This window comes from Streptomyces sp. ITFR-6, from assembly GCF_031844725.1.
Lineage (GTDB): Bacteria > Actinomycetota > Actinomycetes > Streptomycetales > Streptomycetaceae > Streptomyces.
This window is the reverse complement of sequence record NZ_CP134612.1, coordinates 8,253,990-8,279,353: the sequence shown is the minus strand read 5'-3', so window position 1 is coordinate 8,279,353 and position 25,364 is coordinate 8,253,990. Positions and strand designations below refer to the sequence as shown.

25 protein-coding genes, 1 tRNA gene and 2 pseudogenes are annotated in these 25,364 nt (G+C 72.4%); 13 read left to right on the top strand and 15 right to left on the bottom strand.

What is annotated here, in order from left to right:
* The first annotated feature begins 2 nt into the window (after positions 1-2).
* The 3 genes from RLT59_RS37435 (at position 3) to RLT59_RS37425 (ending at position 2,769) form a co-directional block, all read left to right on the top strand.
* On the top strand, positions 3-1,166 hold the full coding sequence (locus RLT59_RS37435; protein WP_311307513.1) for an alanine racemase: 1,164 nt from the start codon (positions 3-5) through the stop codon (positions 1,164-1,166).
* 10 nt (positions 1,167-1,176) lie between these two features.
* On the top strand, positions 1,177-2,418 hold the full coding sequence (locus RLT59_RS37430; RefSeq protein WP_311307512.1) for a phosphopentomutase: 1,242 nt from the start codon (positions 1,177-1,179) through the stop codon (positions 2,416-2,418).
* Between the two features lie 99 nt (positions 2,419-2,517).
* The gene (locus RLT59_RS37425) at positions 2,518-2,769 is read left to right on the top strand and encodes a hypothetical protein (protein WP_311307511.1); all 252 of its coding nucleotides are present in this window, start codon (positions 2,518-2,520) and stop codon (positions 2,767-2,769) included.
* 213 nt (positions 2,770-2,982) lie between these two features.
* On the opposite strand, the gene RLT59_RS37420 is transcribed toward RLT59_RS37425, so the two are convergent.
* Complete coding sequence (locus RLT59_RS37420; protein WP_311307510.1) at positions 2,983-3,522, bottom strand: AAA family ATPase; 540 nt, start codon at positions 3,520-3,522, stop codon at positions 2,983-2,985.
* A 38-nt stretch (positions 3,523-3,560) separates the two neighbouring features.
* Complete coding sequence (locus RLT59_RS37415) at positions 3,561-4,364, bottom strand: sulfite exporter TauE/SafE family protein (protein ID WP_311307994.1); 804 nt, start codon at positions 4,362-4,364, stop codon at positions 3,561-3,563.
* Positions 4,365-4,457: 93 nt separating this feature from the next.
* Between RLT59_RS37415 and RLT59_RS37410 the strand changes: the two genes are divergently transcribed.
* Positions 4,458-5,249, top strand: a complete 792-nt coding sequence (locus RLT59_RS37410) for an AraC family transcriptional regulator (protein ID WP_311307509.1) — start codon at positions 4,458-4,460, stop codon at positions 5,247-5,249.
* Here RLT59_RS37410 and RLT59_RS37405 read toward each other — a convergent pair whose 3' ends face one another.
* Positions 5,250-6,449, bottom strand: coding sequence for an MFS transporter (locus RLT59_RS37405; RefSeq protein WP_311307508.1), 1,200 nt, complete (start codon positions 6,447-6,449; stop codon positions 5,250-5,252). It lies immediately after the preceding gene.
* Between RLT59_RS37405 and RLT59_RS37400 the strand changes: the two are divergent.
* Positions 6,421-6,504 (top strand): annotated as a pseudogene (locus RLT59_RS37400) (AraC family transcriptional regulator); the annotation flags it as partial. The gene RLT59_RS37405 and the pseudogene RLT59_RS37400 sit on opposite strands and share 29 nt — an antisense overlap.
* 25 nt (positions 6,505-6,529) lie before the next feature.
* Here the strand turns inward: RLT59_RS37400 and RLT59_RS37395 are convergent.
* A complete protein-coding gene (locus tag RLT59_RS37395; RefSeq protein ID WP_311307507.1) occupies positions 6,530-7,642 on the bottom strand; it encodes an alkene reductase in 1,113 nt (370 codons plus the stop codon).
* A 53-nt stretch (positions 7,643-7,695) separates the two neighbouring features.
* Between RLT59_RS37395 and RLT59_RS37390 the strand changes: the two genes are divergently transcribed.
* A complete protein-coding gene (locus tag RLT59_RS37390) occupies positions 7,696-8,094 on the top strand; it encodes a MerR family transcriptional regulator (protein WP_311307506.1) in 399 nt (132 codons plus the stop codon).
* 85 nt (positions 8,095-8,179) lie between these two features.
* Here RLT59_RS37390 and RLT59_RS37385 read toward each other — a convergent pair.
* A tRNA-Met gene (locus RLT59_RS37385) sits at positions 8,180-8,253 on the bottom strand.
* 166 nt (positions 8,254-8,419) lie between these two features.
* Between RLT59_RS37385 and RLT59_RS37380 the strand changes: the two genes are divergently transcribed.
* Positions 8,420-8,608: a DUF6381 family protein gene (locus RLT59_RS37380; RefSeq protein WP_311307505.1), complete on the top strand. Its 189-nt coding sequence runs from the start codon at positions 8,420-8,422 to the stop codon at positions 8,606-8,608.
* Positions 8,609-8,675: 67 nt separating this feature from the next.
* Here the strand turns inward: RLT59_RS37380 and RLT59_RS37375 are convergent, their stop codons facing one another.
* The 3 genes from RLT59_RS37375 to RLT59_RS37365 form a co-directional block, all read right to left on the bottom strand.
* A complete protein-coding gene (locus RLT59_RS37375) occupies positions 8,676-9,074 on the bottom strand; it encodes a DUF6221 family protein (protein ID WP_311307504.1) in 399 nt (132 codons plus the stop codon).
* 190 nt (positions 9,075-9,264) lie between these two features.
* Positions 9,265-9,711: a nitroreductase family deazaflavin-dependent oxidoreductase gene (locus RLT59_RS37370; RefSeq protein ID WP_311307993.1), complete on the bottom strand. Its 447-nt coding sequence runs from the start codon at positions 9,709-9,711 to the stop codon at positions 9,265-9,267.
* Between the two features lie 124 nt (positions 9,712-9,835).
* A complete protein-coding gene (locus RLT59_RS37365) occupies positions 9,836-10,240 on the bottom strand; it encodes a hypothetical protein (RefSeq protein ID WP_311307503.1) in 405 nt (134 codons plus the stop codon).
* 284 nt (positions 10,241-10,524) lie between these two features.
* Here RLT59_RS37365 and RLT59_RS37360 point away from each other — a divergent pair.
* Positions 10,525-11,995, top strand: a pseudogene (locus tag RLT59_RS37360) (transposase).
* A 124-nt stretch (positions 11,996-12,119) separates the two neighbouring features.
* Here RLT59_RS37360 and RLT59_RS37355 read toward each other — a convergent pair.
* The 6 genes from RLT59_RS37355 to RLT59_RS37330 form a co-directional block, all read right to left on the bottom strand.
* Positions 12,120-12,635, bottom strand: a complete 516-nt coding sequence (locus RLT59_RS37355; protein WP_073738892.1) for a lytic polysaccharide monooxygenase auxiliary activity family 9 protein — start codon at positions 12,633-12,635, stop codon at positions 12,120-12,122.
* 284 nt (positions 12,636-12,919) lie between these two features.
* Positions 12,920-13,642 carry a DUF4230 domain-containing protein gene (locus tag RLT59_RS37350; protein ID WP_311307502.1) on the bottom strand — a complete coding sequence of 241 codons (723 nt, stop codon included), beginning with the start codon at positions 13,640-13,642 and terminating at the stop codon, positions 12,920-12,922.
* A gap of 177 nt (positions 13,643-13,819) precedes the next feature.
* Positions 13,820-14,647, bottom strand: coding sequence for a DUF4389 domain-containing protein (locus RLT59_RS37345; protein ID WP_311307501.1), 828 nt, complete (start codon positions 14,645-14,647; stop codon positions 13,820-13,822).
* A 129-nt stretch (positions 14,648-14,776) separates the two neighbouring features.
* Positions 14,777-15,631: a VanZ family protein gene (locus RLT59_RS37340; RefSeq protein ID WP_399126771.1), complete on the bottom strand. Its 855-nt coding sequence runs from the start codon at positions 15,629-15,631 to the stop codon at positions 14,777-14,779.
* A gap of 120 nt (positions 15,632-15,751) precedes the next feature.
* Positions 15,752-17,002: an NAD(P)/FAD-dependent oxidoreductase gene (locus RLT59_RS37335; protein ID WP_311307500.1), complete on the bottom strand. Its 1,251-nt coding sequence runs from the start codon at positions 17,000-17,002 to the stop codon at positions 15,752-15,754.
* 135 nt (positions 17,003-17,137) lie between these two features.
* Positions 17,138-18,148, bottom strand: a complete 1,011-nt coding sequence (locus RLT59_RS37330; protein WP_311307499.1) for a MerR family transcriptional regulator — start codon at positions 18,146-18,148, stop codon at positions 17,138-17,140.
* Between the two features lie 171 nt (positions 18,149-18,319).
* On the opposite strand from RLT59_RS37330, the gene RLT59_RS37325 reads away from it, so the two are divergent.
* The 4 genes from RLT59_RS37325 (at position 18,320) to RLT59_RS37310 (ending at position 22,895) form a co-directional block, all read left to right on the top strand.
* On the top strand, positions 18,320-18,937 hold the full coding sequence (locus RLT59_RS37325) for a sigma-70 family RNA polymerase sigma factor (RefSeq protein ID WP_311307498.1): 618 nt from the start codon (positions 18,320-18,322) through the stop codon (positions 18,935-18,937).
* Positions 18,938-19,141: 204 nt separating this feature from the next.
* Positions 19,142-20,680, top strand: coding sequence for an SDR family oxidoreductase (locus tag RLT59_RS37320; protein WP_311307497.1), 1,539 nt, complete (start codon positions 19,142-19,144; stop codon positions 20,678-20,680).
* A gap of 69 nt (positions 20,681-20,749) precedes the next feature.
* Positions 20,750-22,123 carry a cryptochrome/photolyase family protein gene (locus RLT59_RS37315; RefSeq protein WP_311307496.1) on the top strand — a complete coding sequence of 458 codons (1,374 nt, stop codon included), beginning with the start codon at positions 20,750-20,752 and terminating at the stop codon, positions 22,121-22,123.
* Positions 22,124-22,226: 103 nt separating this feature from the next.
* Positions 22,227-22,895 (top strand): DUF1275 family protein, encoded by a 669-nt coding sequence (locus tag RLT59_RS37310; protein ID WP_311307495.1) that lies wholly within the window; start codon positions 22,227-22,229, stop codon positions 22,893-22,895.
* Positions 22,896-23,092: 197 nt separating this feature from the next.
* Here the strand turns inward: RLT59_RS37310 and rpmG are convergent, their stop codons facing one another.
* On the bottom strand, positions 23,093-23,257 hold the full coding sequence (gene rpmG, locus RLT59_RS37305) for a 50S ribosomal protein L33 (protein WP_311307494.1): 165 nt from the start codon (positions 23,255-23,257) through the stop codon (positions 23,093-23,095).
* A 632-nt stretch (positions 23,258-23,889) separates the two neighbouring features.
* Here rpmG and RLT59_RS37300 point away from each other — a divergent pair.
* On the top strand, positions 23,890-25,347 hold the full coding sequence (locus RLT59_RS37300) for a PP2C family protein-serine/threonine phosphatase (protein WP_311307493.1): 1,458 nt from the start codon (positions 23,890-23,892) through the stop codon (positions 25,345-25,347).
* Positions 25,348-25,364: the final 17 nt, after the last annotated feature.

Below are 25,364 nucleotides of genomic sequence, written 5' to 3'. Positions count from 1 at the left end.
CCGTGTTCCTCGACACCGTACTCACCCGCAATCCCGGGCTCGTGGACGCCGCGGCGGCGCTGCACCGGACCGGCGACATCCCGCCGGACACCTATGTCGTCGACCTGGACGCCGTCGAGGCCAACGCCGAGCTGCTGGCGGCCGAGGCCGACCGCCTCGGGATCAGCCTCTGGTTCGTCGTCAAGCAGCTGGGCCGCAACCCCGAACTGATCCGGGCCATCGCCCGGCACATCCCCCGCTCGGCCGCCATCGACCCGGCGGAGGCCCGCACCCTGCACGCCGCCGGAGCCCGTCCCGGCAACCTGGGACACCTCGTCCAGATCCCCCGGCGCGCGCTGCCCGAGATGCTGGCCTGGCGCCCGGAGACCGTCACCGTCTTCGACCTGGCCAACGCCCGTGCCGTTTCCGAGGCGGCCCTCGAACTGGGCTTCGTCCAGCCCGTCCTGATCAGGCTCGAAGGGGCCGAGGGCGATGTCTACCCCGGTCAGGAGGGCGGCGTACCGCTCGACCGCCTGGACGCCTTCGCCGAGGCGGCCGAGGCACTGGACGGCATCCGGATCGCCGGTGTCACCGCCTTCCCGTGCGTGCTGTGCGACCCGGTGACGGGCGTGCCCGCCGCCACCCCCAACTTCGGCCTGGCGCTCAAGGCCCGCGAACTCCTGGCCGCACGCGGACACCGCGACCTCAAGCTCAGCGCCCCCAGCGCCACCTCGATGGCGTCCCTCCCGCTGCTTGCCGGACTGGGCGCGACGCACGGCGAGCCGGGCCACGCCCTCACCGGCACCACCCCGCTGCACGCCGTCGATCCGGCCCAGCCGGAGAAGCCCGCGTACGTGTACGTGAGCGAGGTCGCCCACACCCTGGACGACGGCCGCCCGGCGATATTCGGCGGCGGCTTCTACCCCCGCGCGCACATCCGCAGCGCCCTCCTGCCGCGCACCGGAACCCGCCTCGGTGTGCAGGACGCGCCCGCCGAGAACATCGACTACTACCGGCTCCTCGACGCGCCCGCCCGCGCGGCGGACGCCCGTGCCGGGGACACCGCGCTGCTCGCCTTCCGTACCCAGATCTTCGTCACCCGCTCGACCGTCGCCGTCGTCTCCGGGCTCGCCTCCGGCACCCCGCGGCTGAACGGGCTCTACGACGCCCACGGCCGAGCCCTGTAAGGAGCACCTCATGGCCAAGACCGTCATCGTCGTCATCGACGGATTCGGCGTCGGCGCCATGCCCGACGCGGGCACCCTGCGCCCCGGCGACCTCACCGCCGACACCTGCGGACACGTACTCGACCACTGCCGGACCGCGTTCGGGCGCCCGTTGCGCCTGCCGGTGCTCGGGGCGCTGGGGCTCGGGCTGGTCCACCCGCACCCGGACCTGACGCGCCGCACCCATCTCCCCGTCGCCGCGGGCAGGGCGGCGCTCGGCTACCCGGGCGCGGACACCTTCGCGGGCCACCAGACCATGATGGGCGCCGACTTCAGCCGGGTGACGGTGGCCCGGCTCGCCGACCACCTCGACGAGGTGTCCGGCGCTCTCACGGCCGCCGGTCACCGGGTCGAGCGCCTGGACGGCAAGCCGCTGCTCGTCGTCGACGGGGCGGTCCTGGTCCACGACAACCTGGAGGCCGATCCGGGAATCAACTGGAACGCCTCCGGCCGCCTCGACGACCTGCCGTTCGACGGGCCCGGCGGAATCCTCGCCATCGCCCGTACCGTGCGCGCCGTAGCCCCGGTCGCGCGGGTCATCGCGGTCGGCGGCCGCGCGGACGGCCCGCTCCGTGACTTCGTCCGCCCCGGCGACGGGGAGACGGTCGGTCTTGACACCCCCGCCACCGGCTTCTACCGCAACGGCGGGCTCCAGGTGCAGCACCTGGGCGCCCCGCTCGACCACACCCGCCAGCTCCCCGAGCTGGCGGCACGGGCCGGGATCCCGGTCACCCTGGTGGGCAAGGCCGCCGACATCCTGGTGTGCGCGGCGGCGACCCGTCATCCGGCCGTCGCCACCGCCGACGTGCTCTCGCACACCCTGGACGCGGTACGCGCTGAGGGCGACGCCCTGGTGGTCGCGAACGTCCAGGAGACGGATCTGGCGGGCCATCAGCAGGACCCCGGGCGGTACGGGCAGCTGCTGGAACAGGTGGACGCCGGGCTGGCCGGGCTCATGGCCCTGCTCGCGGCCCCCGGTGACCGGCTGATCGTCACCGGCGACCACGGCAACGACCCCACGATCGGCCACGCCAACCACACCCGGGAGTACGTCCCGGTGCTGATCCACCGGCCCGGCGCGGACGGCGTGGAACTCCTGCCCGACGCGCACAGCCTGGCGGACGTCGGCGCGACCGCCGCCCTGTCACTGGCGCTGGACCCGGAGGGTCTCGCCGGAGGCACCCCGCTGCACACGGGCCGCCGCGCGGCCTGAGCCCAGCCTGCTCCGGACGAGAGGCTCCGGTCCCCGGACGGGTGACTTGGCCCTCCGGAGCCTTCCCCGGGGCCGGCGGACCGGCTATGCCTGTTGTCCATGCCCAAGAACCTGCTGCGCGCCGGGGCCCCGGTCGCTCTCGCCGCCCTGTCGCTCACCCTGACCGGTCCCGCACACGCCGTGGACGTCTCCGCGGCGCACCGGGCGAACCCGTGCGCCACCGTCATCGCACCGCTCGGCTCCGTCTGCGTCCCGGCGCCCAAGCAGTGCTTCACGACACCGTGCTACCAGTACGACATCGTGCCGATCCTGTCCGCCCCGTGGCCGCCTGGCCGGCCCCGCACCGCCTGAACCGGAATCCGGCGAACACCTGCGCGGCGTTCCCTCCGACCGCGAGCGGTCCGTGGCCGCGCGGGATCAGTACCGGGTGACCGCCGAGGTACCCGGCCAGGCGCTCCCGCGCGCCGGGGCCGAGCGGGAGCAGCCCGCCTTGCCGGGCGGCCACGGCACAGCCCGCTTTCTCCTGTCAGATCTGCAACATGGTCTTCGCCGGTTTCTCACCTGTCACAGCCAGCCGACTCGCTTGACGACCGACGCGGCGATATCGGTGACCGAACCCGTGGTCGTGTCGATGGTGAAGTCGTCGACCGCCGAACGGTCGAGGACGGCGTCCAGTTCGCCGCACCGGTCCAGATGCCATCGCAGCGCTTCGGGTTCGCTGTGGTGGCGGCGGGTCAGGCGCTCACGAAGGACAGCGGGATCTGCCCTGAGGCGGCACACCGTGAGTTCGGCGCCCACGGCCTCGGACAGTCGTCGGCGCTCGTCCGGCTGCTCGATCACACCCGCGAGCACGAGACGCGTCGCACCCGCGTCGAGATAGTTGGCGGCGACGCTCCGCACGTTCCGCAGCAGAATGCCGAAGTTGAAGCGGTCACCGGGCGGCGCGGGCCACGACCGCCTCAGGCTGTCGAGGTCCAGCACCGCGTGGGGGACCCCGGCGTCGGCGAGGAGATCACCCACGGCCTCGGCGGCGGTCGTCTTGCCCACGCCGACGGTGCCGTTGATCAGAAGGGCGGACCGATCTCCGTTGCCGTGTACACGCATTGCGGCATCCTACTGCGGCGTCCCGGCGTGACCCGGCCCTACGCCGCCAGCGGCATCGCCACCATCACCGTGGCCAGGAGTCCGACGTACGCCCAGGCATGGGTGCGGTCCGGGATCCGTGGCGGGCGCCGGCGCAGCACCGCGATCACCGGCAGAGCTCCGAGCAGCAGCGCCGAGGCCGCTCGGAGGTCGACGAGACCTGCCAGGTGCGCGTGCGCGTCCGCGGCGGCGGGGACCGAGGCCCCGAACAGGGACACCGCGGTGGCCGGGAGCGCGATGGCAAGGGTGAGCGGGTTGGCCAGGGCGGTCGCCACTCGCATCGGGTGCCCGGCGCGCCGCATCGCGGGGACGGTCATCACGCTGCCGCCCACGCCCAGGAAGGCCGCGACCGCCCCGACCGGGGCGCCCAGCAGGGCGGGCAGCGGGCGTGGAGTACCGGGGGTCTCCATGGGCCGCGTGCGCGGGCGCAGGAATCCCGGGCGCAGCAGCAGGTCGACGATGGTGAGGGCGACGTACGCGACGAAGGCCCAGCGCGCCGGACCGGCCGGGGCGAGCCCGGCGGCCACGGCTCCGGCCGAGGCGCCGGCCGCCAGGAGGAGGAGCAGCGCGCCGCTCCCGCGGAGCGCGCGGAGCACCTGGCGCGGTGTGACGGCCGTCGCGAAGCCCGCGTTCACCACCATCACCAGGGCCGAGGTGGCTGTCGCGACCCGCATCGCGTCCCCGCCGAGTGCGGCGTCCGCCCAGACCACGACCGGCACCGCGACGAATCCGCCGCCGAACCCGAACAACACCGTCGTCATCCCCGTGAGGAGCCCGATCCCTGCCAATGCCACCACATCCATGAAGACCACTCCACCAGCGCGGGCGGGCCGCTCGCATTCGATGATCGGCACCATTCCTTCGCGTTTCGGCCAACGGCGTGGAAGGCTGGAACGGTGAAGAACGTTCCCCTGGCCGACGTCGACCACATCGACCGGACTGTCCTGCCGATCGGCACCGACTACCCGCCCGGTCACGTACTGGACTGGCACGAGCACCGGCGCGCGCAGTTCCTCTACGGCGCCACCGGGGTGATGGTCGTCGACACCGCCGACGGCACCTGGACCGTTCCGCCGGAACGCGCGGTACTGATCCCGGCGGCCACCCGGCACCGGGTCCACATGCTGGGGGTGAGCACCAGAAGTCTGTACATCGAGCCGGCCGCGGTCCCCTGGTGGCCGGTGACCTGCATGGTCGTGGACGTCTCGGCGCTGCTGCGCGAACTGCTCCTGGCGGCGGTCGAGTTCGAGGCGGACTACGAGCTGTCCGGGCGGGCGGGGGCCGTCGCCGCGCTCCTTCTGCACGAGATCGCCGAGCTCGCCCCGCTGCCGTTCCACGTCGGGATTCCCGCCTCGGCCGAGCTCGCGAGGCTGTGCCGCGAGTATCTGGCCGCCCCTGACGCGACGGTCACCAACACCGCGTGGGCGGCGCGGACGGCCATGAGCGAACGGGCCTTCACCCGGCGCTTCCGCTCCGAGACGGGCGACAGCCCCGCCGTCTGGCGGGCCCGCGCCCGGCTGCTCGCGTCCGTCGCGCTGTTGCGGACCGCGTCGGTGAGCGAGGTCGGTGGCCGCCTCGGCTACGCCTCCCCCGCCGCGTTCACCGCCGCCTTCACCCGCACCTTCGGCCGGCCGCCGTCCCGCTTCACCGCGAACCGCCAGGGCGCCGGGAGCGGCCGCCGCTCCTGATCAGGGGGTCCCCCGCCGGACGGGCGGGGCGGTCCGGCGCGCCACGGCGGGCTTCGGCGCGGTGGGCTCGGGCAGTGTGCGGAACAGCAGCCAGCTCAGGGCGGGCATCAGGATCAGCGGGGTCAGGGCGGTGCGCAGGGAGGCCGCGTCCGCGATGACGCCGATGAGGGGGCCGGCCAGGCCGCCGATGCTGACGGTCAGCCCGAGGGTGATATCGCTCGCGGTGCCGACGCGCGTGGGCAGGTAGTCCTGGCCGAGCGTGACCTGGAGCGAGAAGGGGACGTACAGACCGGCGGAGGTCAGCACCACGCATCCGTAGACCGCCGGGCCGGGTACGTACACGACCCCCGCGACGGCGGCCACCGAGACGAGGTACGACCAGCGGGCGACCGTGACCCGGTCCCACCGGTTGGCCAGACTGCCGCCCAGTACGGAGCCCACCGCGCCGCCGAGATAGAGCACGAACAGCGCCGCGGTACCGGCCGCGGCGCTGCCGCCGAGGCGCTGCTTGACGTAGAGCGAGATGAAGGTGCTCAGGCCGATGAAGGCGATGGACCGGCAGACCACGGCCAGCGACAGCTTCACGAACGACGCCTTGTCGTCGGCGCCCGCCCCGGCCACACTCCGGGAGCCGCACGGTGCCGTCTTCTCCAGCGCACGCAGGACGGGCAGGCACAGCACGCTGCCGACCAGGGCCGGGATCACGAACAGCGGCGCCAGCCGCAGGCCGCCGGAAGCGAAGATCGCGGTGACCATGAGCGGGGCGGCTGCGAAGCCGAGGTTGCCGCCGACCGAGAACCAGCCCATCGCGGTATGACTGCCCCGGCTGACGAGCCGCGCGACGCGGGCGGACTCGGGATGGTAGGCGGCGACGCCGACACCCGACACGGCCACGAACGTCAACGTCAGGGCGTAGGAACCGCTCACACAGCTCAGGGCGATGCCCAGCCCGCCCAGGATCGTGCTCACCGGCAGCAGCCAGGGCATCGCCCAGCGGTCGGTGAGCACACCGAACACCGGCTGGGCCACCGAGGACAGCAGCGAAGCGGCGAGCACGACACCCGAGACGGCGGCGTAGCTGTAGGCGCGTTCGGAGACGAAGAACGGCACGAGCGACGCGACGGCGCCCTGGTAGATGTCCACGCAGGCGTGGCCGACCGACAGCATAGGGTGCGGCTGGTCGTCCGCCAGCGCGTTCATCGATGTCTTCCGCCGCGCCTTCGGGCACACGCCCGGCACGCACCGGCCCCGCTGACCGGCTCTTCACGTGCCGGGTGCGCTTACGGGCGGCCCAGTGCGGGGTAGTCGTTGTAGCCCTCCGCCCCGTGCACGTGCATCAGCAGTTCCGGGCGGATCTCGTTGAGGGGCGCGCCGGTGCGCAGCCTCTCGACGAAGTCGGGGTTGGCGAGGAAGCCCCGGCCCAGCGCGATCAGGTCGGCGCCCTCGGCCAGCAGGCGCTCGCCCCGCCGCTTGCCGCCGTCGGCCGCGCCCTCCGCACGGGAGAGCACCGGGTTCGCCATCAGCGTGCCGGGCCAGGCCTTGCGGATCCCGGCGAAGAGCGCGCTGTCCGGGTCGGCGTAGATCAGGTGCAGATAGGCCGGCTCGACGCGCGCGAGGGCGGGGAGCAGCGCCCGGTAGATGTCCTCCGTGTCACCCTCCTCGATGCTGTTGACGCCCACTCCGGGCGAGATCCGTACGCCGACCCGGTCGGGGCCGATGGCTTCGGCGACGGCCTGAACCACCTCGGTGGTGAACCGGATGCGTCCCTCCGCCGGCCCGCCCCAGCCGTCGGTCCGGCGGTTGGTGTTCTTCGCCAGGAACTGGTGGAGCAGATGGCCGTTGGCGGAATGCACCTCCACACCGGCGAAACCGGCCTCGACGGCGTTGCGTGCGGCGGTGGCGAAGTCCGCGATGGTGGACCTGATGTCCCGGACGCTCATCTCGCGGGGTTCGACACCGCTCTGCGGTCCGCTGGGGGTGTGCAGCGCCTCCGGGAACCGCACCGCGGAGGGGGCGAGCGGGATGTGGCCGCCGGTGTCGGGATGGCCGACCCGGCCGCCGTGCTGCAACTGGAGGAACATCCGGGTGCCGGAAGCGGCGCGCACCGCGTCGGTGACCCGGCGCCAGCCGGCGATCTGCGTGGAGCTGTGGATGCCGGGGATGTGGGGGTAGGTCTGGCCTACGGGGTTCGGCGTCGTGCCCTCCGCGATGATGAGGCCGGCCGAGGAGCGCTGCGCGTAGTGGGTCGCCATCAGTTCGCCGGGAACCCCGTCGGCTCCGGCCCGGTTGCGGCTCAGCGGTGCCATCACCAGTCGGCTGGACAGCTCCAGGGAGCCGAGGCGGGCGGGCTCGAACAGTCGGGAAGTGGCGGGAGCCTGCTGTGTGTTGGTCATGCCGGTAACGTAGAACCTGACATTGATGTCAAGTTCAAGTCGTGGGGTGGGACATGCGTATCGGGGAACTGGCTTCACGCACGGGTGTCAGCGAGCGGTCGCTGCGTTATTACGAGGAGCAGCGCCTGCTCGCGTCCAGCCGGACGCCCGGCGGCCACCGGGACTTCTCCGAACGCGCCGTCGATCGCGTCATCCGCATCCAGGAGCTCTACGCGGCAGGGCTTCACAGCTCAGCGATCGCGCGGATCCTGCCCTGCATGCGTGACGACGACGGCGGCCCGGCCGCCAACGCGACCCCGGCGCTGGTCGCCGAACTCACCACCGAGCGGGACCGGATCGACCGCACCGTCAACGACCTGCTCCGCTCGCGCGACGTCCTGGACCAGGTGATCAGCACCGCGGCGGGCGGGAGCACTCCCGGCACGCAGGACCAGGAGCGGTCCCGACGGTGAGCGGCAGCGGGCGGGTCCGCCCCCGGCCGCCCGGAGGAAACCAGCAGGACCCGGAACCGTGTGGTTCCGGGCCCTGCTTCGAAAGTAGCGGGGACAGGATTTGAACCTGCGACCTCTGGGTTATGAGCCCAGCGAGCTACCGAGCTGCTCCACCCCGCGTCGTTGCGATCCCCACCCTACGTCACCCCGGCGGGTGCCCCGACCACCTCGCGGCGCATCCGTAGCAGTCGGTCACCGTTGCGGTCGGTCACCGTTCGAGATGCAGGTGTGCGGGAGCGCTGATTCGCTGGTGGCGTCGGCTCTCCCCCGAGATCCAGGAGTGATCATGAGCGTTGCGGATGAATCCGGAGGCCGCGCCGAGCGTATTCGCGCCAAGGCGCAGGAAATGCAGGAGGCCGCCGAGCGGGCCTCCGACCCCCAGGAGCGGGAGCGCCTCAAGGACAAGGCCCGCCGGCTCCAGGAGCGAAGCGATCAGGTGAGCACGAAGGGCGACCGAGGCGCGAATCCCCTCTGAGCCCCCTCCCGGCGGTGGTCACCGGGAGGGGCCAGGCCAGTAGTGCCGCGGCGTCCCGGCCGCGGCGCTACTGGGTGAACCGAGGAAGCCACTTCACCTGGTACTCGGGGTGCCCGGCGTGCTCAGCGGCCATCTGCCGGACCACGAACCCCAGGCCGAAGGCGCGCCCCGAGGCGAAGTCCCGCTCGGGGCGGTCGGTGTCCAGCGCGGCCACCTCCGCGTACTCGTCCAGGAGCACGCGGCTGGTCTCGATGCGCTGGAGCGTGCGCGCGGGATCCTGCCGGGCGATGTGGTGGTTGTAGCCGTGCGTCCGCAGGCTGAACGCGATCGCGCCGCTGCGGTCGTGGATTTCGCCCGGCACCTCGGCCGGACACCGCCACCCCTCGCCACCGGCCGCACGCGCGACGTCTTCTTCCTCGTCGAGACGTGCCCGGACGAACGCGACCAGGCGGACATTGTCTGTCATCAGGTTCTGAATCCTTCCCATGCCCCGCACCTCAAGGGGCCGTGCTGGAGAGTATCCCGCCACGCCGTGTGCCCCGTAGCGGCGAGAGACGGCCGGAGGCCCCACGGTTTCCGGGGAGGGGAACCGGTGGGGCCTCCGGGGCGCACTCAGCGATACGGCCGCGCCCCGCTCTCGTACCGTGCCCGGCAGGTCAGTGGCCGGTCTCCGCCGGTTCCAGGACGAAGACCGGGATCTGGCGGTCGGTCTTCTTCTGGTAGTCGGCGTAGTCGGGGAACGCCTCGACGGCCCGCTCCCACCAGACCGCCTTCTCGTCCCCGGTCACCTCCCTGACGTTCATGTCCTGGCGCACCGGCCCGTCCTGCAGTTCGGCACGCGGGTCGGCGGTGAGGTTGTAGTACCAGACGGGGTGCTCGGGGGCTCCGCCCTTCGAGGCGACCACCGCGTACACGCCGTTGTGCTCCACGCGCATGAGCGGAGTCTTGCGGATCTTCCCGCTCCTGGCGCCCCGGGTGGTCAGGATGATGACGGGCAGGTCCCGCATCGTCGTCCCTTCCGTACCGCCCGAACTCTCGTACTGCTCGACCTGGTCCCGAACCCACTCGGAGGGGCTGGGCTCGTACTCACCCTGGAGAGGCATGATGTCTGTCCCGTCGTCGACGATTCGGCCGTGACGCTTCATCGGCCGCGGTTCCTCATCATCGCTTCAACCGTATCGGCCGCCCCGAATCCCGTGCGCGGCCGACGTGTCGCGTCGGGCGGTGTCAGCCGTGGGGCCGGCGTCCGTAGCCGCCGCGCCTGCGGGCGTCCGTCACGAAACCGCCGACCGCGAACGCCGCCAGACCGGCGGCGCCTCCGATCACCGCGAGCAACAAGGTCCTGGTCCGTCGCGGGGCGAGCGGCTCGCGCGCGCCCCTGAACCGGGCGCCGAAGGCCTCGCTGCCGCCCGGCCCGGACGCGTCGAGCGGACCGCGCACCAGCACCACCGCCGCCCTGGCGCCCGCGTCCCGGCCCGGTACGGTGCGCGCGGCCTCCGCCGCCGCGGCCGGCACCGCTCCCGCGCTCAGCGCCACGATGAGGACGACCGCGAAGACGTATCCGCGACGCGAACGCGCCCCCGCCCGGGAGGGACCCGGGCGGCCGGGGCCGAGGAGGTTCGGTATGAGCATGCTGAATCCGTTTCTGCCGACGCGGTGACGGACTCAGCGTCGCGGTGCCCGGCCGGATCGGCGCGGCCCGGACAGCATGCGGGTGACGGGGCCTGCCATCCGGGTGCCGCCCGCCGAAGCGTCCCGCCGCCGGGGTCGGTGCCCGGACGGGACCGCGGCGGCACGACAGAGGACCCCCGCCCGGTACGGGACGCTGTTGGTTGATTCGGGGGTTCGCGTGACGTCGGCCTTCAAGACTCGGTTGTGGTCTTGAAGGCCGACGTTGTTGTGTGGGGTGGATGTCGATGTCGATGCAGCCGAGGGAGTCGGGGGAGATTCCGGCGGAAACGGTGCGGGTAGCGCGGGCCGCGTTCCCGAAGGGGAGTCTGGCGATCCGGGTCCGGGACGAGCTGGGGCCGCTGTTTCGTGACGAGGAGTTCGCGGATCTGTTCCCTGCGCGGGGGAAGCCTGCTTGGTCACCGGGCAGGTTGGCGCTCGTGCTGGTGTTGCAGTTCGTGGAGGGGCTCACCGACCGGCAGGCGGCGGAGGCGGTGAGGGCACGGATCGACTTCAAGTACGCGCTCGCGCTGGAACTGGGCGATCCTGGTTTCGACTTCTCGGTGCTGTCGGAGTTCCGGGACCGCCTGGTGGAAGCGGAGGCCGGGCGGCGGGTGCTGGATGGCGTCCTGGCCGCGGCCGGGGAAAGCGGGCTGCTGAAGACCGTGCGGCCGGGCACGGACCGACTCCACCCATGTGCAATCCGCGGCCCGCCAGCTGTGCTGGCTGGAACAGGTCGCCGAGACCCTGAGGGCGGCGCTCAACGAGATCGCCCAGGCCGCCCCCGGCTGGCTGCTGACTATGGCGGAACCGGACTGGTTCAAGCACTACGCCACCCGGGCCGAGGACTCACGTTTCCCCAGATCCCGCACCAAACGGGACGAGATGGGCCTGCGGATCGGGCGGGACGGGACACGACTGCTCGAAGCCGTCTTCTCACCCGGGGCACCCGGAGAACTACGCACGCTGGAGCAGGTGGAAACCCTGCGCCAGGTCTGGGTCCAGCACTTCCAGCAGGTGGAGGGCGAGGTGAGGCGGTGGGGCCCAAAAGACCGGCCGCCGGGCGCGACGCGCCTGGTCACGCCCTATGACACCGAGGCACGCGGCAGCGTCAAACGCGACACCATGTGGGACGGATACAAGGTCCACCTCACCGAGACCTGCGAGCCGGACATCCCGAACCTGATCACGAACATGGCCACCACCGTGGCGACGGTTCCCGACATCTCGATCGACTGGGACCACGAGCAGGTCACCTGCCCCAGCGGTCAGACCACCACCCGTTGGAACCCCGACCGCTCGCCCGAGGGCACCCCGGTGATCCGCGTCCGCTTCAACGGCGGCCAGTGCCGTCCCTGCCCGGTCCGCGAGCAGTGCACCACCTCCAGCGCCGGCCGCCGCCTGACCCTGCGGCCCCGCGAAGAACACCAAGCGCTCCGCCAGGCCCGCGCCGAACAGGACACCGACACCTGGAAGGACCGCTACAAGACCCGCGCAGGAGTCGAGGGCACCATCTCCCAGGGCGTCCAGCGCCGCGGCCTGCGCAGATCCCGCTACCGTGGCCTCGCGAAAACCAGCCTCCAGCACCAGCTCACCGGCGCCGCGACCAACCTCGCCCGCATCGATGCCCACCTCACCGACACACCCCCGGCCCGCACCCGCACCAGCTACTTCGCAGCACTTCGCCCCGCCGAGCCCATGCTCGGCAGGGCGAAGTAGGACCAGCCCCCGAATTAACCAACAGCGTCTTTCGTGGGCGGGGGTCCCTCCTCCTACGCGCCCGCCGAAGGTGGCGCCGTGGCCGGCCACGGCCCTCCGGGACGGCGGGGCGGTGCGTGCGGGATCAGCTGACGTTGACGTCGATGCACGCGTAGAAGGCGTTGGCCGTGTCGGCGATGTTCCAGACCGCGAGGACCTTCTGCTGGCCCTTGAGGCTGCCGAAGTCGACCTGGTGGGTAACGGTCGCACCGGGCTGGGCGCCGTTGTCGTTGAACTCCGCGATCTTCTGGCCGCTCGCGAAGTACTGCCATGTACTGGTGGAGTGACGAGCAGTCAGCACCCACTGGAACGAGGTACTGGAACTCACCGGAGTGACCTTCCAGCCCTTGGCGTCGTCGTCGAGCTCGGCGAAGGCGCTGTTGCCGCCGCTGCAACTGGTCAGCCCCTTGGGACCTTCCACGCTCTGGGGCTCGTAGGTGATGGAACCGCAGCTGACCGTTCCGGCGGCACACTGCGCCTGCCTGCTCGGCGGTGACGAGATGTAGCCGTGCGCGCTGGCCGACCCCGCCGGGAGGGACAGGGCGAGTACCGGTGCGAGTACGGCACCGACGGCTACGGCGGTCTTCCTTTTCGCGTGCATGCTTCTCCTTCACATGAGGCATCGCTGCGACGCGGGCGGACTGTGGGGAGCCCGATAGCGGCAGTCCAGCCTCTCAGGTGTGGGGCCAAGAGGCGCGAAGGGAACGGCAGGATCCACGACCGGACACACCCCGGGAATGCGGATGTCCGGCGCCGTCCCTGCACTTGGACTAGACCATACCCATCGAGGCGTGACCGTCAAGGGTGCGGTGTCTCAAGGGAGTTGAGCCAGGCGCCGGGCGGGGCGCGAAGTCGAGGGCCGGAGCCCGGCGGCGGAGCCGGGTCCTACTTTCGGGCGTCACCGTAGTGGACCGTGACCTCCTCGAAGCCGAGCGAGCCGAGCAGGCCCTGGAGCATGGCGGTGGTGTTCTTCTCGGCGCGCTGTGTCAGCCCGCTCTCCTTCGCCGCCTCACCGATGTGCTGGGCCGCCAGCTTGTTCACCGCCTGCTCGCTGCCGGGGTTGTCGGAGAAGAAGTCCCCGATCCGGTCGAAGAGCCCGCGCTGCTTGGACACCGCGTAGGAGCGGTCGGGATCGAGCGCCGGTTTCCCGAGGACGGCGTGCGGCAGCCGGAGCTCGGCCGTCGTCCGGTCCTCGTTGACGACGACTCCGTTGTCGGCGACGTCACCCAGGTCGACGGAGGCGCCGACCGTGCCCGCACCGACGTACAGCGTGCGGGAGCCCCTGATCGCGTCCGGGAGGAACTTCGTGTCCTTCTCCAGATCGACGACGACCTGGAAATTGCCCGCCGCCGCCTCGTACCTGCTCATGTCACGAATCGACTTGAGTACGGCCGGACCGGAGCGGTCATGGGTCTTCTCCCCGAAGATGTCACCCAGCCCCGGCAGCAGGCTGAGCCGCGTGCCGAGAAGAAGCAGCGCGACGGCGAGCGCGACGATCGCGACCGCCCTTCCCCATCGTCGGTCGCGGCGTGGGCCGTTGCCTCGGCGCCCGCCCGCTCGCCCGTCGGACTCGCCCGGTGCGTCTGTCGGTAAGTCGGTGGAAGTCATACTCCCCGTGTGACCCGGCTGTCCGGATTCACTCCGCCGCCCGCCGCGGTTCCGCTCGATTCCGTACCTTGATACAGACGGCCGGGCGCGGTCCTCGGCGGCGGTGGCCGGATCGAGGTGCGCGAAGCCCGTGTCCCTGCCTCCAGCCGGTGCGCCTTGCTTCAGGGGCTGTCCATGTCATCGCCCGGTCATGCCTGTCGGCGGGTGCACGACGCGACCACTCTGCTGCCGCATCCACGTATCGGTGTCGTCGGACGACGACCTGGTGACGGATGTCGTGATGGCGCTCACGAGCCCGAGGACCAGGAAGAGCACCAGCAGCGCCTTGGCCCCGCCGCTCATGACCAGTGGCTGGGTGGCGCTGCGCCCCTGCCGCTCCGGCACGGACAGCGCGTCCTCGCCGAAGAGACGCTTGGGGTAGGCGGGGCTGAGCAACGACATGTAGGCGGACACGCGCATGTCGTAGCGCAGCATGGCAGCCGTGGCCTGGAAGAGGGGGCGGGGCATCCGTCCCAGGATCAGCGTGATCAGCCACCACAGGACCGCCAGGGCGTACCAGCCGGACGTGACGAGGCTCTGCACGATCGCGGCGGGGATCACCAGGATCAGCCGGAAGAAGACGGCCAGCCGGTTCAGCCGGGTCGGGCGGACGTCGATCCGGACCGGATAGCCGGGCGGCGGGTTCAGCGCGAAGGGCGGATAGCGGTCGATGAGCAGCATGCCGCTCGCTCCGACCCTCGTCCGGTAGCCGAGCACTCCGGCGAGGAAGCGGAAGACGGGCTCCGGCAGCCGTCCCAGTACGAGGGCGGCGAACCAGCCGAACACGGCGGTGAAGAAGGCCGCGATCTCCAGGAAGAACAGCACGACGAAATGCGGGATCAGCAGAAGCAGCCGGACCAGGACGGTGAGCCGGCGCTGACGGATGGGCTCGATGAGGTCCAGCACGGGCAGGAACTCATCCGCGTCCCCCGCCCTCCGCCCCGGGCTCCACTGGGCGTCGGCCATGGCGCTCCCCTCCGGCAGGTGATCGCGTACGCCCTCTGCGCACTCCGCGTCCCCTACGCTCGGGCCCGGGAAACCGGCCCGCAAACGGCCACGGGCCGATCGGGTGCCCGCCGGTCCGGGCCCGGACGGTCAGCGGCCTCGGAACCGGTCCAGCAGCGCGCGGCCCGGATTGGTACGCTCCCTGTCCGCACTCGGGGCCCTGCCGGGTGCTGCCGGGGACTTGGGCCTGGCCTTGGTGGTACCGGACTTCGGCTTGGGCTTTGCCGTTGCGGCGGCCACCTCGGGCTTGCTCGTTGCGACGGGCTTGGGCTTGGGCTTTGGCTTCGTGTTCGCCCCCGCCTTCGTCGTCGGCTTCGTCCGTGCCGCGACCTTCGCCCACGTGCCCTGCCAGGGGCGACGGCGCGAACCCGTCTCGTGCGCGTCGCGGGCTGCCGGCTTCGGCGCACGGGCGCGTTCTTCCACCGGCTCCGGCACCGGCTCCGGTCCGGCCGCGAGCACGTGGTAGCGGTGACTCAGGCGACGGCCCAGCAGCAGATAGCCGAGGAGCGCTCCGGCAGTGTTGAGAATGACGTCGTCGACATCGAAGGCCCGCCCGGCGACGAGCGCGCCCTGCACCAGTTCGACAATCGCTATGACCAGCACGGTCAGCAGGACCATGCGGATCATCCGCAGGCGGCGCGGTACGAGAATGGGCAGAAGCACGCCGAACGGCATGCCCAGCACCAGGTTTCCGCCCGCCTGCTTGCAGGCCGCGAGAAAGGTGTAGTCCTCGGCGTACTGCCGCAGTGAGCGGCCGGGACGCAGATTCGACTTCACGAGTTCCTCCGAGGCCGGCGACGGGGTCAGCGTCACCTTCGCCAGCACAACGGAGAAACCGACCATGGCCAGGAAGGCCAGCACCAGAAAGGTCACCTGCAGAAGAACGCTTCCCCATGTTCTGCGCCGCGTTCCGCTCTGCGTACCACTCTCAGCCTCTGCGTTCATGGGCAACAGGTGCCCCGGTCCGGTCGGACCACACCTGGCCGGTGGAGCCGCCGCGGAATCGGCGCGCCTTCGGAGCCGTGGAGCTGACCTCCGTACGGCGAAACAGCCGTGGCCGCGCGGTCAGCCGCGGTCCGCGAGAACCTCACGGGCCGCACGCGCACCGGAGGCGAGTGCTCCCTGCACCGATCCGGTCGCGCGGTGATCCCCGCACACGTACCGGCCCGGTCCGACCCGTGAGGTGCGGGACAACGGCCACGGCGGCGGCATGGCCGGCAGCGCTCCCGGCACCGAGTAGGTGGCGAGCAGGTCCCAGGCGGCGGTGTCGGTCGCGTGGACCTCCGCGAGATCCCGCCGGACCCGCGCTTCCCGGCCCGGGGCGTCGGGGCCCGCCACCGAGGTCGAGACCAGCGCGTACCCGGCGGGGGCGCAGCCGGGTACGGCCTCGCTGATCACCACGGTGTTCAGGAAGCGGCGCCTGCTGTCGACGAGCAGGGTCGGTTCCCGCAACGGGGACGAACGGGCCGCGTGGTAGTACGTCGTGACGGTGCGGGTCTCCGGAACCGTCAGGCCGGGCAGCAGCCGCGCGGCCCTCTCCGGACCCGTCGCCACCACCACGGCGGACGCGGGACGCTCCGTACCGTCCTCGCCGAGCACACCGTCGTCGGTGAGGCTGTGCACGGGGGTGTCCACGGACAGGGTGCGCGGCGGCAGCGCCTGGGCGAGCGCCGCCGGTACGGCTCCGATTCCGGCCGCGGGCAGGCAGAGGGTGCCGCGCAGCATGCTGCGCCAGACGAAGTGGAAGACGCGGGACGACGTCTCCAGTTCCTCCTCCAGGAAGACGCCCGACAGGAACGGCTGGAGCAGGGTCCGCACCAGCTCCTCGGAGATGCCCGCGTCGGCCAGTTCGGTGCGGGTCGTGCGATCGGCGCGCCGCCTGATCGCGCTCACCGGGCCGAGCATGTCCCGGGCAGAGAGCACTCCGAGCGCCAGCAGATCGCGGCCGGAGGCCAGTCGTCCGGGCAGCAGTTCACGGGCCGAACCGGGACGGCGGGTCGGGTCGCTGAACCGGACCCGGCCGGCCGAGCCGGTCCCGGTCTGCACGAGCACGCCCGGGGTGAAGGGACGCAGCCGCAGATCACGGAGGTTCAGGCGCTTTCTGACCTGCGGGTAGGACGTGTTGAACACCTGGAAGCCCCGGTCGAGGAGGAAGCCGTCCCGGCGGTCGGTACGCATGCGGCCGCCCACTTCGTCCGACGCCTCCAGGAGGCGGACGGAGAGTCCGGCGGCGGTCAGATCGGCCGCACAGGCGAGGCCTGCCGCTCCCGCTCCGATCACGATGACATCGGGCCGGGGCTGCGCGGGGTTCGCCATGGGATTCACCTTTCGTACGGGCTCCCGGCCACGGCCGGGAGCCGGACCCGTCCGACCGGGCCGGTCCGGACCGGGCTCATCGCGCATGCTCCCAGCTCGGGCCGGGCAGGCCCGGCAGGCGGCGGGCGGCGCGTCTCATCTGGCGCACAGTCCGGTGAGCATCCTGATCGCCTCGGCCAGTCCCCGCGGCCGGTGGGTGCCGGGCATCGGGGGGCCCGCCCAGCCGGGTCCGGCGAGCAGCACGGCCGGACGGGTCCTGGCGCCCCGTACCCCCCGCTCGCTGGACGCCACGTGATGTGCCAGCGGGCGCGCCGCCGTGTTCCGCGACTGGGACCACAGCACCACGGCCGCCGGGCCGGTCCTGCGCACGGCCTCGCTCAGCGCCTCACCCGGCACCGACGCACCGAACATCCGTACGCCCAGGCCCCGTTCGGTGAGGCAGGCGGCGAGCGCCTCCAGGGGAAGGGCGTGCGTCTCGCCCGGTGTGCAGGCCAGCAGGGTGAGCCCGGTGCCGTCCCCGTCGGCGGCGGGCCGGACGGCCACCCGGCGCAGGGCGCTGGAGACGTGCCAGGACAGCAGGTGCTCGACCTCGACGTACTTCTCACCGGACGTCTGCCATTTGCGTCCCACCGCGTGCAGTGTCGGCATGATCACCTGGTCCCAGGCGGCCACCGGTCCGTACCGGTCGATCGCGGCGGTCAGCCGGTCGTCGATGGTCCGCGCGTCCAGCCGGAGTGCCGCGCTCATGAGCCCTCGGCGTTCGTGGCGCGCGGCGTCCGGTCCGAGCCCGGCCGGATCCGTCTCCTCCGCGTCGGAGGGCGCCGGAAGGCGCGCGGGCTCGGGCAGCACCGAGTGGTGTGCGGCGGCCGGAGGCTGCGTGCCGGGAGCTGCGTTCAGTGCCGTGCGGGCGGCCTCCGCCGGGGGTACACCGGAGCCGGTCAGCTCACACATGTGTTCCAGTAGGGCGATGTCCTCGGCCGTCCACCGCCGGTGTCTGCCTCCCTGCCTACGGGCGGGGCCGATGCCGTAGCGGCGGTCCCAGGTCCGGAGTGTCGTCGGCGCGACGCCGAGCCGGCGTGCCACTGTGCCGGTGGTCAGGCCTTGGCCGGCGGTTCCTGCCTGGGCCCGTTCCGTGGAGGACGGCATACGTTTGATCATACGACGCAGAATCGACGCAGGTTGTCCGGGCGGGCGCGCTGTTGGAACGCTGCCGGTCACGGGCCCCCGTCGGAGGCCCGGAGAGCAGACCGGACTTCTCCGGCCGGCCGCGGCCGCAGACGCGGCTCCCGGGCCGGGGCGCCCGGAGGAAGGACAGCCATGACCGCGCTCGCACCGCAGGACACGCGGCCCGGCAGGCCCGGTCCGCGACCGTGCGCCGCGCAGGACCTCGCCGACGAGGAACTAGCCGCCGGTCTGGTGCGCGGCAGCGAGGACTGCTTCGCCGCCGCCTACCGGAGGTGGGGCGCGCTCGTGCACTCTCTGGCCGCCCGGTCCCTCGGCGACAGCCGTGAGGCGGAGGACATCGCCCAGCAGGTGTTCCTGGCCGCCTGGCGCGGCAGGCTCGGCTACCGCCCGGAGCACGGCCCGCTGCCCGGCTGGCTCGTCGGCATCACCCGGCGCAAGATCGCGGACGCGCTCGCCGCCCGTACCCGACGCGCCGGACTGGCCGCCGCGACGGCGGCCCGGATGCGGCTCGAGGAATCCGGCGCCGCCGGGGGTGCGGACTCGGCGCTGGACCGGGTCCTGGTCGGTACGGAGCTGGGGAAGCTGCCGCAGGTACAGCGCCGCATCCTGCACATGGCCTATTACGACGGCCTCCCCCAGACCCGCATCGCGGAACTGACGGGGCTCCCGCTCGGCACGGTCAAGAGCCACGTACGCCGCGCGCTGCACCGGATCCGGCGCTCGCTGTGCGGGGGCGAAACGGAGCCGTGACCGGGCGGATCGGCAACCGGTACGGACCGCCGCCCGGGGCGCGGCCGGCCACCGACGCACAATCGACGCGCCTCGCTCCGGGACCCCGTGAATGCGACCATGGGCGGGTGCGCCGACGCATCCGGACGCCTCGGAGAGCGTGATGCGTGACGACGAGGCACGGTGAAGCGAGCGGTAACCGGCCGATGCGGAGAGCCCATGAGGATGAACAGCACGGAAAAGCCCGAGAAGCCCCTGCACTGTCTGGTGACCGGGGCCACCGGATACATCGGGGGCCGGCTGGTGCCCGAGCTCCTGGAGGCCGGGCACCGGGTGCGGTGCATGGTGCGCACCCCCCGGAAACTGCGGGACTACCCGTGGGCCGCGGACGTCGAGATCGTCCGGGGCGATGTCACCGACGCGGACTCGGTCACCTCCGCGATGGCGGACATCGACGTGGCCTACTACCTGGTGCACGCGCTGACTACCGGGGCGGACTTCGAGGAGACGGACCGCAGGGCGGCCACGGTCTTCGCGGAGTCGGCCGTCGGGGAAGGCGTCGGCCGGATCGTCTATCTCGGCGGGCTCACGCCGACCGGCGTGCCCGACCGGGAGCTCTCGCCGCATCTGCGCTCGCGCGCCGAGGTCGGCAGGATCCTGCTGGATTCCGGGGTCCCGACCACGGCCTTGCGTGCCGCGGTCATCATCGGATCCGGTTCGGCGTCGTTCGAGATGCTGCGCTACCTCACGGAACGACTGCCGGTCATGGTGACGCCGAGCTGGGTCTCCACCCGGATCCAGCCGATCGCGGTCCGGGACGTGCTGCGCTACCTCGTGGGCAGTGCCCGGATGCCCCGGAACGTGAACCGTGCGTTCGATATCGGTGGCCCGGACGTCATCACGTACCGCGAGATGATGCAGCGGTACGCGGAGGTCGCGGCGCTCCCGCACCGGCTGATCCTGCCCGTCCCGATGCTGACGCCACGGCTGTCCAGTCACTGGATCGGGCTGGTCACGCCCGTCCCCAGGTCGATCGCGCGGCCACTCGCCGAGTCGCTGCCATACGAGGTCGTGTGCCAGGAACACAACATCGCGCGGTACGTGTCCGACGGGCCGGGGCAGCCCTTCACGTTCGAGAAGGCCCTGCGGCTGGCCCTCCAGCGGGTGCGCGAGGCCCGGGTCACCACCCGCTGGTCGTCGGCGTCGGTGCCCGGCGTGCCCAGCGACCCGCTGCCCACCGACCCCGACTGGGCCGGCGGCAGCCTGTACACGGATGTGCGGGAACTCGACGTCGACGCGTCGCAGGAGGCCCTCTGGAAGGTCGTCGAGGGCATCGGCGGCGATCACGGCTGGTATTCGTTCCCGCTGGCGTGGGCCGTACGGGGCTGGCTCGACCGGCTGGTGGGCGGGGTGGGTCTGCGCCGCGGGCGCCGGGACACCGACCGGCTGCGGGTGGGTGACTCCCTGGACTTCTGGCGGGTCGAGGAGATCGAACCCGGCCGCCTGCTTCGGCTGCGCGCGGAGATGCGGCTGCCCGGCCTGGCCTGGCTGGAGATGTACGCCGAACGGAACGAACGGGGCCGGGCGCACTACCGGCAGCGGGCCCTGTTCCATCCCCGCGGGCTGCTCGGCCACGCGTACTGGTGGAGCGTGTCGCCGTTCCACGCGATCGTGTTCGGCGGCATGGCCCGCAACATCGCACGGGCGGCCGCGGCGCTGCCGCCCTCCCCGGCGGCGGAGGAACACGGCTCGCTGTCCCGGTGACCACCGCATCCGCCGGGGCCCCGGACGGAACAGAAGCATGTCCACGCCCCCCCCACCAGGAGTTGCGCCATGACCGTAGCGGTCGTCCTCTTCACCGCCGATCTCCGCCTGCACGACCATCCGCCGTTGCGTGCCGCGCTCGCGTCCTGCGACGAGGTCGTGCCCCTGTTCGTCCGCGACACGGGAGTCGACGCGGCGGGGTTCGGCGCCCCGAACCGCCTCGCCTTCCTTGCCGACTGCCTGCGGGACCTCGACGCGGGGCTGCGCGAGCGGGGCGGCCGGCTGGTGATCCGCTCGGGCGACGTGGTCGGCGAGGTGTGCCGGATCGTCTCCGAGACCGGTGCGGGCGATGTCCATCTGGCCGCGGGGGTCAGCTCCTACGCCCGTCGCCGCGAGGAACGGCTGCGGGCGGCCCTGGAGTCCGGCGGGGCGCGGCTGCACGTCCACGACGGGGTGGTCACCGCGGTCCCGCCCGGCGCCGTGACCCCTGCGGGCTCCGACCACTTCGCCGTGTTCACCCCGTACTTCAGGCGCTGGGCGGAGGAGCGGGTGCGCGATCCCTTCGGTGCGCCGCGAGCGGTACGGGTGCCGCCGGGTCCGGGCTCTGAGGACGTGCCGGTCCGCGCCGCCGTGTCCGGCGTCTCGGCGGGACTCGCGGCGGGCGGCGAGCGGGAGGCCCGCAAGCGGTTCACGGCCTGGCGGCGCCACGGACTCGCGGCGTACGAGGACCGTCACGACGACCTGCCGGGGGACGCCACGTCCCGCCTCTCGCCGCATCTGCACTTCGGCACCCTCTCCCCCGCGGAACTCATCCACCGGGCACGCACGGCCGGTGGTACCGGAGCCGACGCGTTCGTCCGGCAGCTCTGCTGGCGCGAGTTCCATCACCAGGTCCTCGCGGCCAGGCCCGGCGCGGCCCGCCTCGACTACCGGACCCGGCACGATCGCTGGCGGTCCGGGACCGCCGCCGCCGAGGAGACCGAGGCGTGGCGGCAGGGCCGCACCGGCTATCCGGTGGTCGACGCCGCCATGCGCCAGCTGCGCCACGAGGGCTGGATGCACAACCGCGGACGGCTGCTCGCCGCGGGCTTCCTGACCAAGACCCTGTACGTGGACTGGCGCGTCGGCGCCCGGCACTTCCTGGATCTGCTGGTGGACGGAGACGTCGCCAACAACCAGCTGAACTGGCAGTGGATGGCCGGAACGGGGACGGACAGCCGCCCGAACCGGGTGCTCAACCCGGTGCTCCAGGCCAAGCGCTACGACCCGGACGGCGACTACGTCCGACGGTGGGTGCCGGAGCTGGCGGCACTGGCGGGGCCCGCCGTGCACGAGCCGTGGAAGCTGCGCGGCGCGGAGCGTGCCCGGCTGGACTATCCGGATCCGGTGGTGGACCTGGCCGAGGGGCTGGGACGGTTCAAGCAGGCGCGCGGCCTGGAGTGAGCGCCGCGGGCGCGCGCCGGTGTGCCCGCGGCCGGTGCGGCGCGGCACGCCGGGCCGACGGACAACACACCCCTGCGGGCCCGGCGCCAGCGAAAATGCGGCCATGCCGACTCCCGACGCGCCCTTTGCCCCGGCCGGCCGTGCCACCGAGGACGAACCGCGCGGTCACGCGGCCCTGCTGCTCCTGTCGGCGGCGTCCGGCGCGGCGGACGCCTTCGTCTTCATCTGCGTCGGCCAGGTCTTCGCCGGGGTGATGACGGGGAACCTGGTCCTGCTGGGAGCCTCTGCCGCCGGGGCGGGTGAGGAGGGGGTGGCTCTGCGGGTGGTCACGGCGCTCGTCTCGTACGGCTTCGGGGTGGCGTGGGGTGCGGCGGCGGGCGGGCGGGTGTGGCGGCGGCTGCCGGTCATGCTGGCGGCCGAGGTGGCGCTGCTCGCCGCGGCCGCTGTGCTGTGGGGGCTGGGCCTGATCACTTCGGACGCGGACCGGCTGGGTCTGCTGGCTCTCATGGGGCTCGCGATGGGCATCCAGGCCCGTCTCCGTGCCACGCCGACGAACTACTTCACCGGCACGCTGACCTCTCTCGTCGGCAGGCTGGCCGTGGGCTCCTGGCGGCGGGGCGACGGCTGGGTGGCCGGCCGGCTGGCCGCCCTGGTGGCGGGAGCGGCGGCGGCAGCGCTGGCCGTGCGCGAGCGGCCGGACACCGGGGCCATGGCCGCGGCGGCGCTCGCGGCGGCGGCGCTGCTGATCGAGGCCGCACCGCGCCGGCGGTGAACGGGGGCAGGGGCCGCGACCGGGCAAAAGGGAAGCCCCGGCCGGATCGGGGGAATCCAGCCGGGGCGGTTCTTGGTATGCGCTCAGCGCGTCATCACATATAGGTGAACGATAAACCACTGCCTCGCGTTCCCCGGAATCCGCACCCCGGACTGTGATCCGAAGCACGGACACCTGCACCGTGAGCCGCTCGGCGGTCAGCGCTCCTCGCGGAAGAGGACGTGCCGTCCGGCGGCCGGGTCGTACTTGCGCAGGACCATCCGGTCGGGGTTGTTGCGGCGGCTCTTGCGCGTCACATAGCTCTGCCCCGTTCCCGCGGTCGATCGGAGCGTGACGACGGGACGGGTTTCACTTCGGGCCATGGGAACCTCCGTACGGGCGGACCGAATCCATCCCTTGACGGGAACGGGATTCGTTTTCGTTACGCCTGTGCAACGCGACAGCGTACGGCCGCATTCCCGCCCCGGACCCGCCCCGGATCCCGGAGCGGACGGCCACTGATCCGGCACTCGTCCACGACAGGCAGGACACTCTCCCGCGACGCCGTCACGCGAGGCCGCCACGCTCGTTGACCGCAGTGCCCGGCCCAGCGAACGACCGCCCGAGGAATGTGACCATGCACCCGAAGAGCCTCCTATCCCCCGTCGCGACCACCGCGATGACGCCACCCGCGCACTGACGGCGACGGGCCCGGCAACCCCCGCCGCACACTGGGCCCGCCTTCCGCATATGCCCCGAGGCGCGGCGCACGCACCGCTCGGGTACAGCGCGAAAGGGCGCACGGAGGGCCTCCCCGCAACGGATCGCCCGGCTCAACAGCCCTGGAAAGAAAGGCTGTTAGAACGACCGCCGCGCCGTCCAGCCGCTGGCATATGTCATAAGCAAGAACGCATCGAGTGTCGCCAAACCGCTTACGGGCCCCAGCCGGCTGTGCGACAGTCGTATTCGGTCCACCCTCAGACCTGGTTGTACCGCGCCTGTATCGGAGTACGTCATGCCGTCCCATCTGTCCGCGGACCGCCCCGCCCCCCAGCCGCCCGAGCGCGATGCCGTCGACGCGTTGATCGACCGGACGCGCCGGCTGCGCGGCGACGTGGACGCGGTGCGGCGCGACGCCGTGGCTGTCGACGAGGACGATCCGCAGCTGCGCTGGCAGCGCGCGCTCTGCGATCTGGCGATCCATCACCTGGACGATCTCGGCGCGCACCTGGGACAGCTCAGGGAGGGGCTCCCGCCGGAAGCCGCGGAACAGCTCGCCGCCGAACTGTCACTGGGCACGGGCCCGGTACCTCTCAGCGAGGAGCGGGAGGGTTCGCTGATCGGCCGGGTGGGCAGCGCCGAGTGGAATCTGCTCACGGACGAGGTCAGCTGGTCCGAGGAACTGCTCCAGATCTTCGGCCGGACCGCGGAGGCCGGACCGCTCTCCCTGGACGATCTGCCCACCGTGCTGTTCGCGGAGGACCAGCCCCTGCTCACTGCTCTGGTGACGGACTGCCTGGTCGACGGAAAGTCGATAGACGGGGAGTTCCGGATCCACCGGCCCGACGGCGAGACCCGGACGCTGCACATGATGGGCGAGCCCGCCCTCGACGCGGACGGCTGCACCGCTTCCATGTGGGCGGTCCTGCGCGACGTCAGCGAGCTGCGGCGCAGCCAGCAGACGGTGCGCCGCACCCATGACTCGCTCCGCCGCCAGCAGCACATCGACCGGACCGAGCGCCGGATCGCGGTCGAGCTGCAGGAGGCCGTACTTCCGCCGTGGCGTGGTTCGCTGCGCCTCCCGGACCAGGGGCCCGGAGCCCTGGACATCGCGGCCCACTACCTGCCCTCCGGGTCCGGCGAACTGATCGGCGGCGGCTGGTACGACGCCATGGAGCTGCCGGACGGCCGGACGCTGCTCACGGTCGGTGATCTGACCGGTCACGGCATCCAGGCCACCTCGGCCATGGCGATGATCCTCGGGGCGCTGCGCGGCATGGCGATGGCCGGCATCGATCCGGGGGCCCTGATGGGGCATCTGAACCAGTTGCTGGAGACGTCGGTCCAGCCCGCGCTGGGCAGCGCGGTGTGCTGCCGGTTCGACCCCACGACCCGCACCCTGGACTGGGCGCAGGCCGGGCACCCCGCACCGCTGCTGTTCCGCGACGGAACCGGGCGCCCGCTGCCGCAGCCCGACGGCGTCCTGCTCGGAGCGGCCTCCGGGGTCGCCTACGAGCAGGACGAGGCGGCCCTGCTGCCCGGCGATGTGCTGGTGCTCCACACCGACGGACTGGCCAGGACCGACGACGGGCGGGGCGGCCTCCGTCAGGGCACGGAGGCGCTGCTCGGACTCGCGCCGCGTTTCGCCGTGGCCCGTACGGCGCAGGACTGCGTACGCGCCGTCGCCGAGGAGTTCGGCGGCGCGAGCAGGCTGGACGACGCCTGTGTGCTGATCGCCCGGATCGGGGCTTAGGGACCTGGTCCGGATCG

What these genes read in the sequence shown, in the direction of transcription:
- RLT59_RS37430 (WP_311307512.1), top strand. Translation starts at nt 1,177, where the DNA reads ATGGCCAAGACCGTCATCGTCGTCATCGACGGATTCGGCGTCGGCGCC.
- RLT59_RS37425 (WP_311307511.1), top strand. Translation starts at nt 2,518, where the DNA reads ATGCCCAAGAACCTGCTGCGCGCCGGGGCCCCGGTCGCTCTCGCCGCC.
- RLT59_RS37420 (WP_311307510.1), bottom strand. Translation starts at nt 3,522, where the DNA reads ATGCGTGTACACGGCAACGGAGATCGGTCCGCCCTTCTGATCAACGGC.
- RLT59_RS37415 (WP_311307994.1), bottom strand. Translation starts at nt 4,364, where the DNA reads ATGGATGTGGTGGCATTGGCAGGGATCGGGCTCCTCACGGGGATGACG.
- RLT59_RS37405 (WP_311307508.1), bottom strand. Translation starts at nt 6,449, where the DNA reads ATGAACGCGCTGGCGGACGACCAGCCGCACCCTATGCTGTCGGTCGGC.
- RLT59_RS37395 (WP_311307507.1), bottom strand. Translation starts at nt 7,642, where the DNA reads ATGACCAACACACAGCAGGCTCCCGCCACTTCCCGACTGTTCGAGCCC.
- RLT59_RS37390 (WP_311307506.1), top strand. Translation starts at nt 7,696, where the DNA reads ATGCGTATCGGGGAACTGGCTTCACGCACGGGTGTCAGCGAGCGGTCG.
- RLT59_RS37380 (WP_311307505.1), top strand. Translation starts at nt 8,420, where the DNA reads ATGAGCGTTGCGGATGAATCCGGAGGCCGCGCCGAGCGTATTCGCGCC.
- RLT59_RS37375 (WP_311307504.1), bottom strand. Translation starts at nt 9,074, where the DNA reads ATGACAGACAATGTCCGCCTGGTCGCGTTCGTCCGGGCACGTCTCGAC.
- RLT59_RS37370 (WP_311307993.1), bottom strand. Translation starts at nt 9,711, where the DNA reads ATGCCTCTCCAGGGTGAGTACGAGCCCAGCCCCTCCGAGTGGGTTCGG.
- RLT59_RS37365 (WP_311307503.1), bottom strand. Translation starts at nt 10,240, where the DNA reads ATGCTCATACCGAACCTCCTCGGCCCCGGCCGCCCGGGTCCCTCCCGG.
- RLT59_RS37355 (WP_073738892.1), bottom strand. Translation starts at nt 12,635, where the DNA reads ATGCACGCGAAAAGGAAGACCGCCGTAGCCGTCGGTGCCGTACTCGCA.
- RLT59_RS37350 (WP_311307502.1), bottom strand. Translation starts at nt 13,642, where the DNA reads ATGACTTCCACCGACTTACCGACAGACGCACCGGGCGAGTCCGACGGG.
- RLT59_RS37345 (WP_311307501.1), bottom strand. Translation starts at nt 14,647, where the DNA reads ATGGCCGACGCCCAGTGGAGCCCGGGGCGGAGGGCGGGGGACGCGGAT.
- RLT59_RS37340 (WP_399126771.1), bottom strand. Translation starts at nt 15,631, where the DNA reads ATGAACGCAGAGGCTGAGAGTGGTACGCAGAGCGGAACGCGGCGCAGA.
- RLT59_RS37335 (WP_311307500.1), bottom strand. Translation starts at nt 17,002, where the DNA reads ATGGCGAACCCCGCGCAGCCCCGGCCCGATGTCATCGTGATCGGAGCG.
- RLT59_RS37330 (WP_311307499.1), bottom strand. Translation starts at nt 18,148, where the DNA reads ATGCCGTCCTCCACGGAACGGGCCCAGGCAGGAACCGCCGGCCAAGGC.
- RLT59_RS37325 (WP_311307498.1), top strand. Translation starts at nt 18,320, where the DNA reads ATGACCGCGCTCGCACCGCAGGACACGCGGCCCGGCAGGCCCGGTCCG.
- RLT59_RS37320 (WP_311307497.1), top strand. Translation starts at nt 19,142, where the DNA reads ATGAACAGCACGGAAAAGCCCGAGAAGCCCCTGCACTGTCTGGTGACC.
- RLT59_RS37315 (WP_311307496.1), top strand. Translation starts at nt 20,750, where the DNA reads ATGACCGTAGCGGTCGTCCTCTTCACCGCCGATCTCCGCCTGCACGAC.
- RLT59_RS37310 (WP_311307495.1), top strand. Translation starts at nt 22,227, where the DNA reads ATGCCGACTCCCGACGCGCCCTTTGCCCCGGCCGGCCGTGCCACCGAG.
- rpmG (WP_311307494.1), bottom strand. Translation starts at nt 23,257, where the DNA reads ATGGCCCGAAGTGAAACCCGTCCCGTCGTCACGCTCCGATCGACCGCG.
- RLT59_RS37300 (WP_311307493.1), top strand. Translation starts at nt 23,890, where the DNA reads ATGCCGTCCCATCTGTCCGCGGACCGCCCCGCCCCCCAGCCGCCCGAG.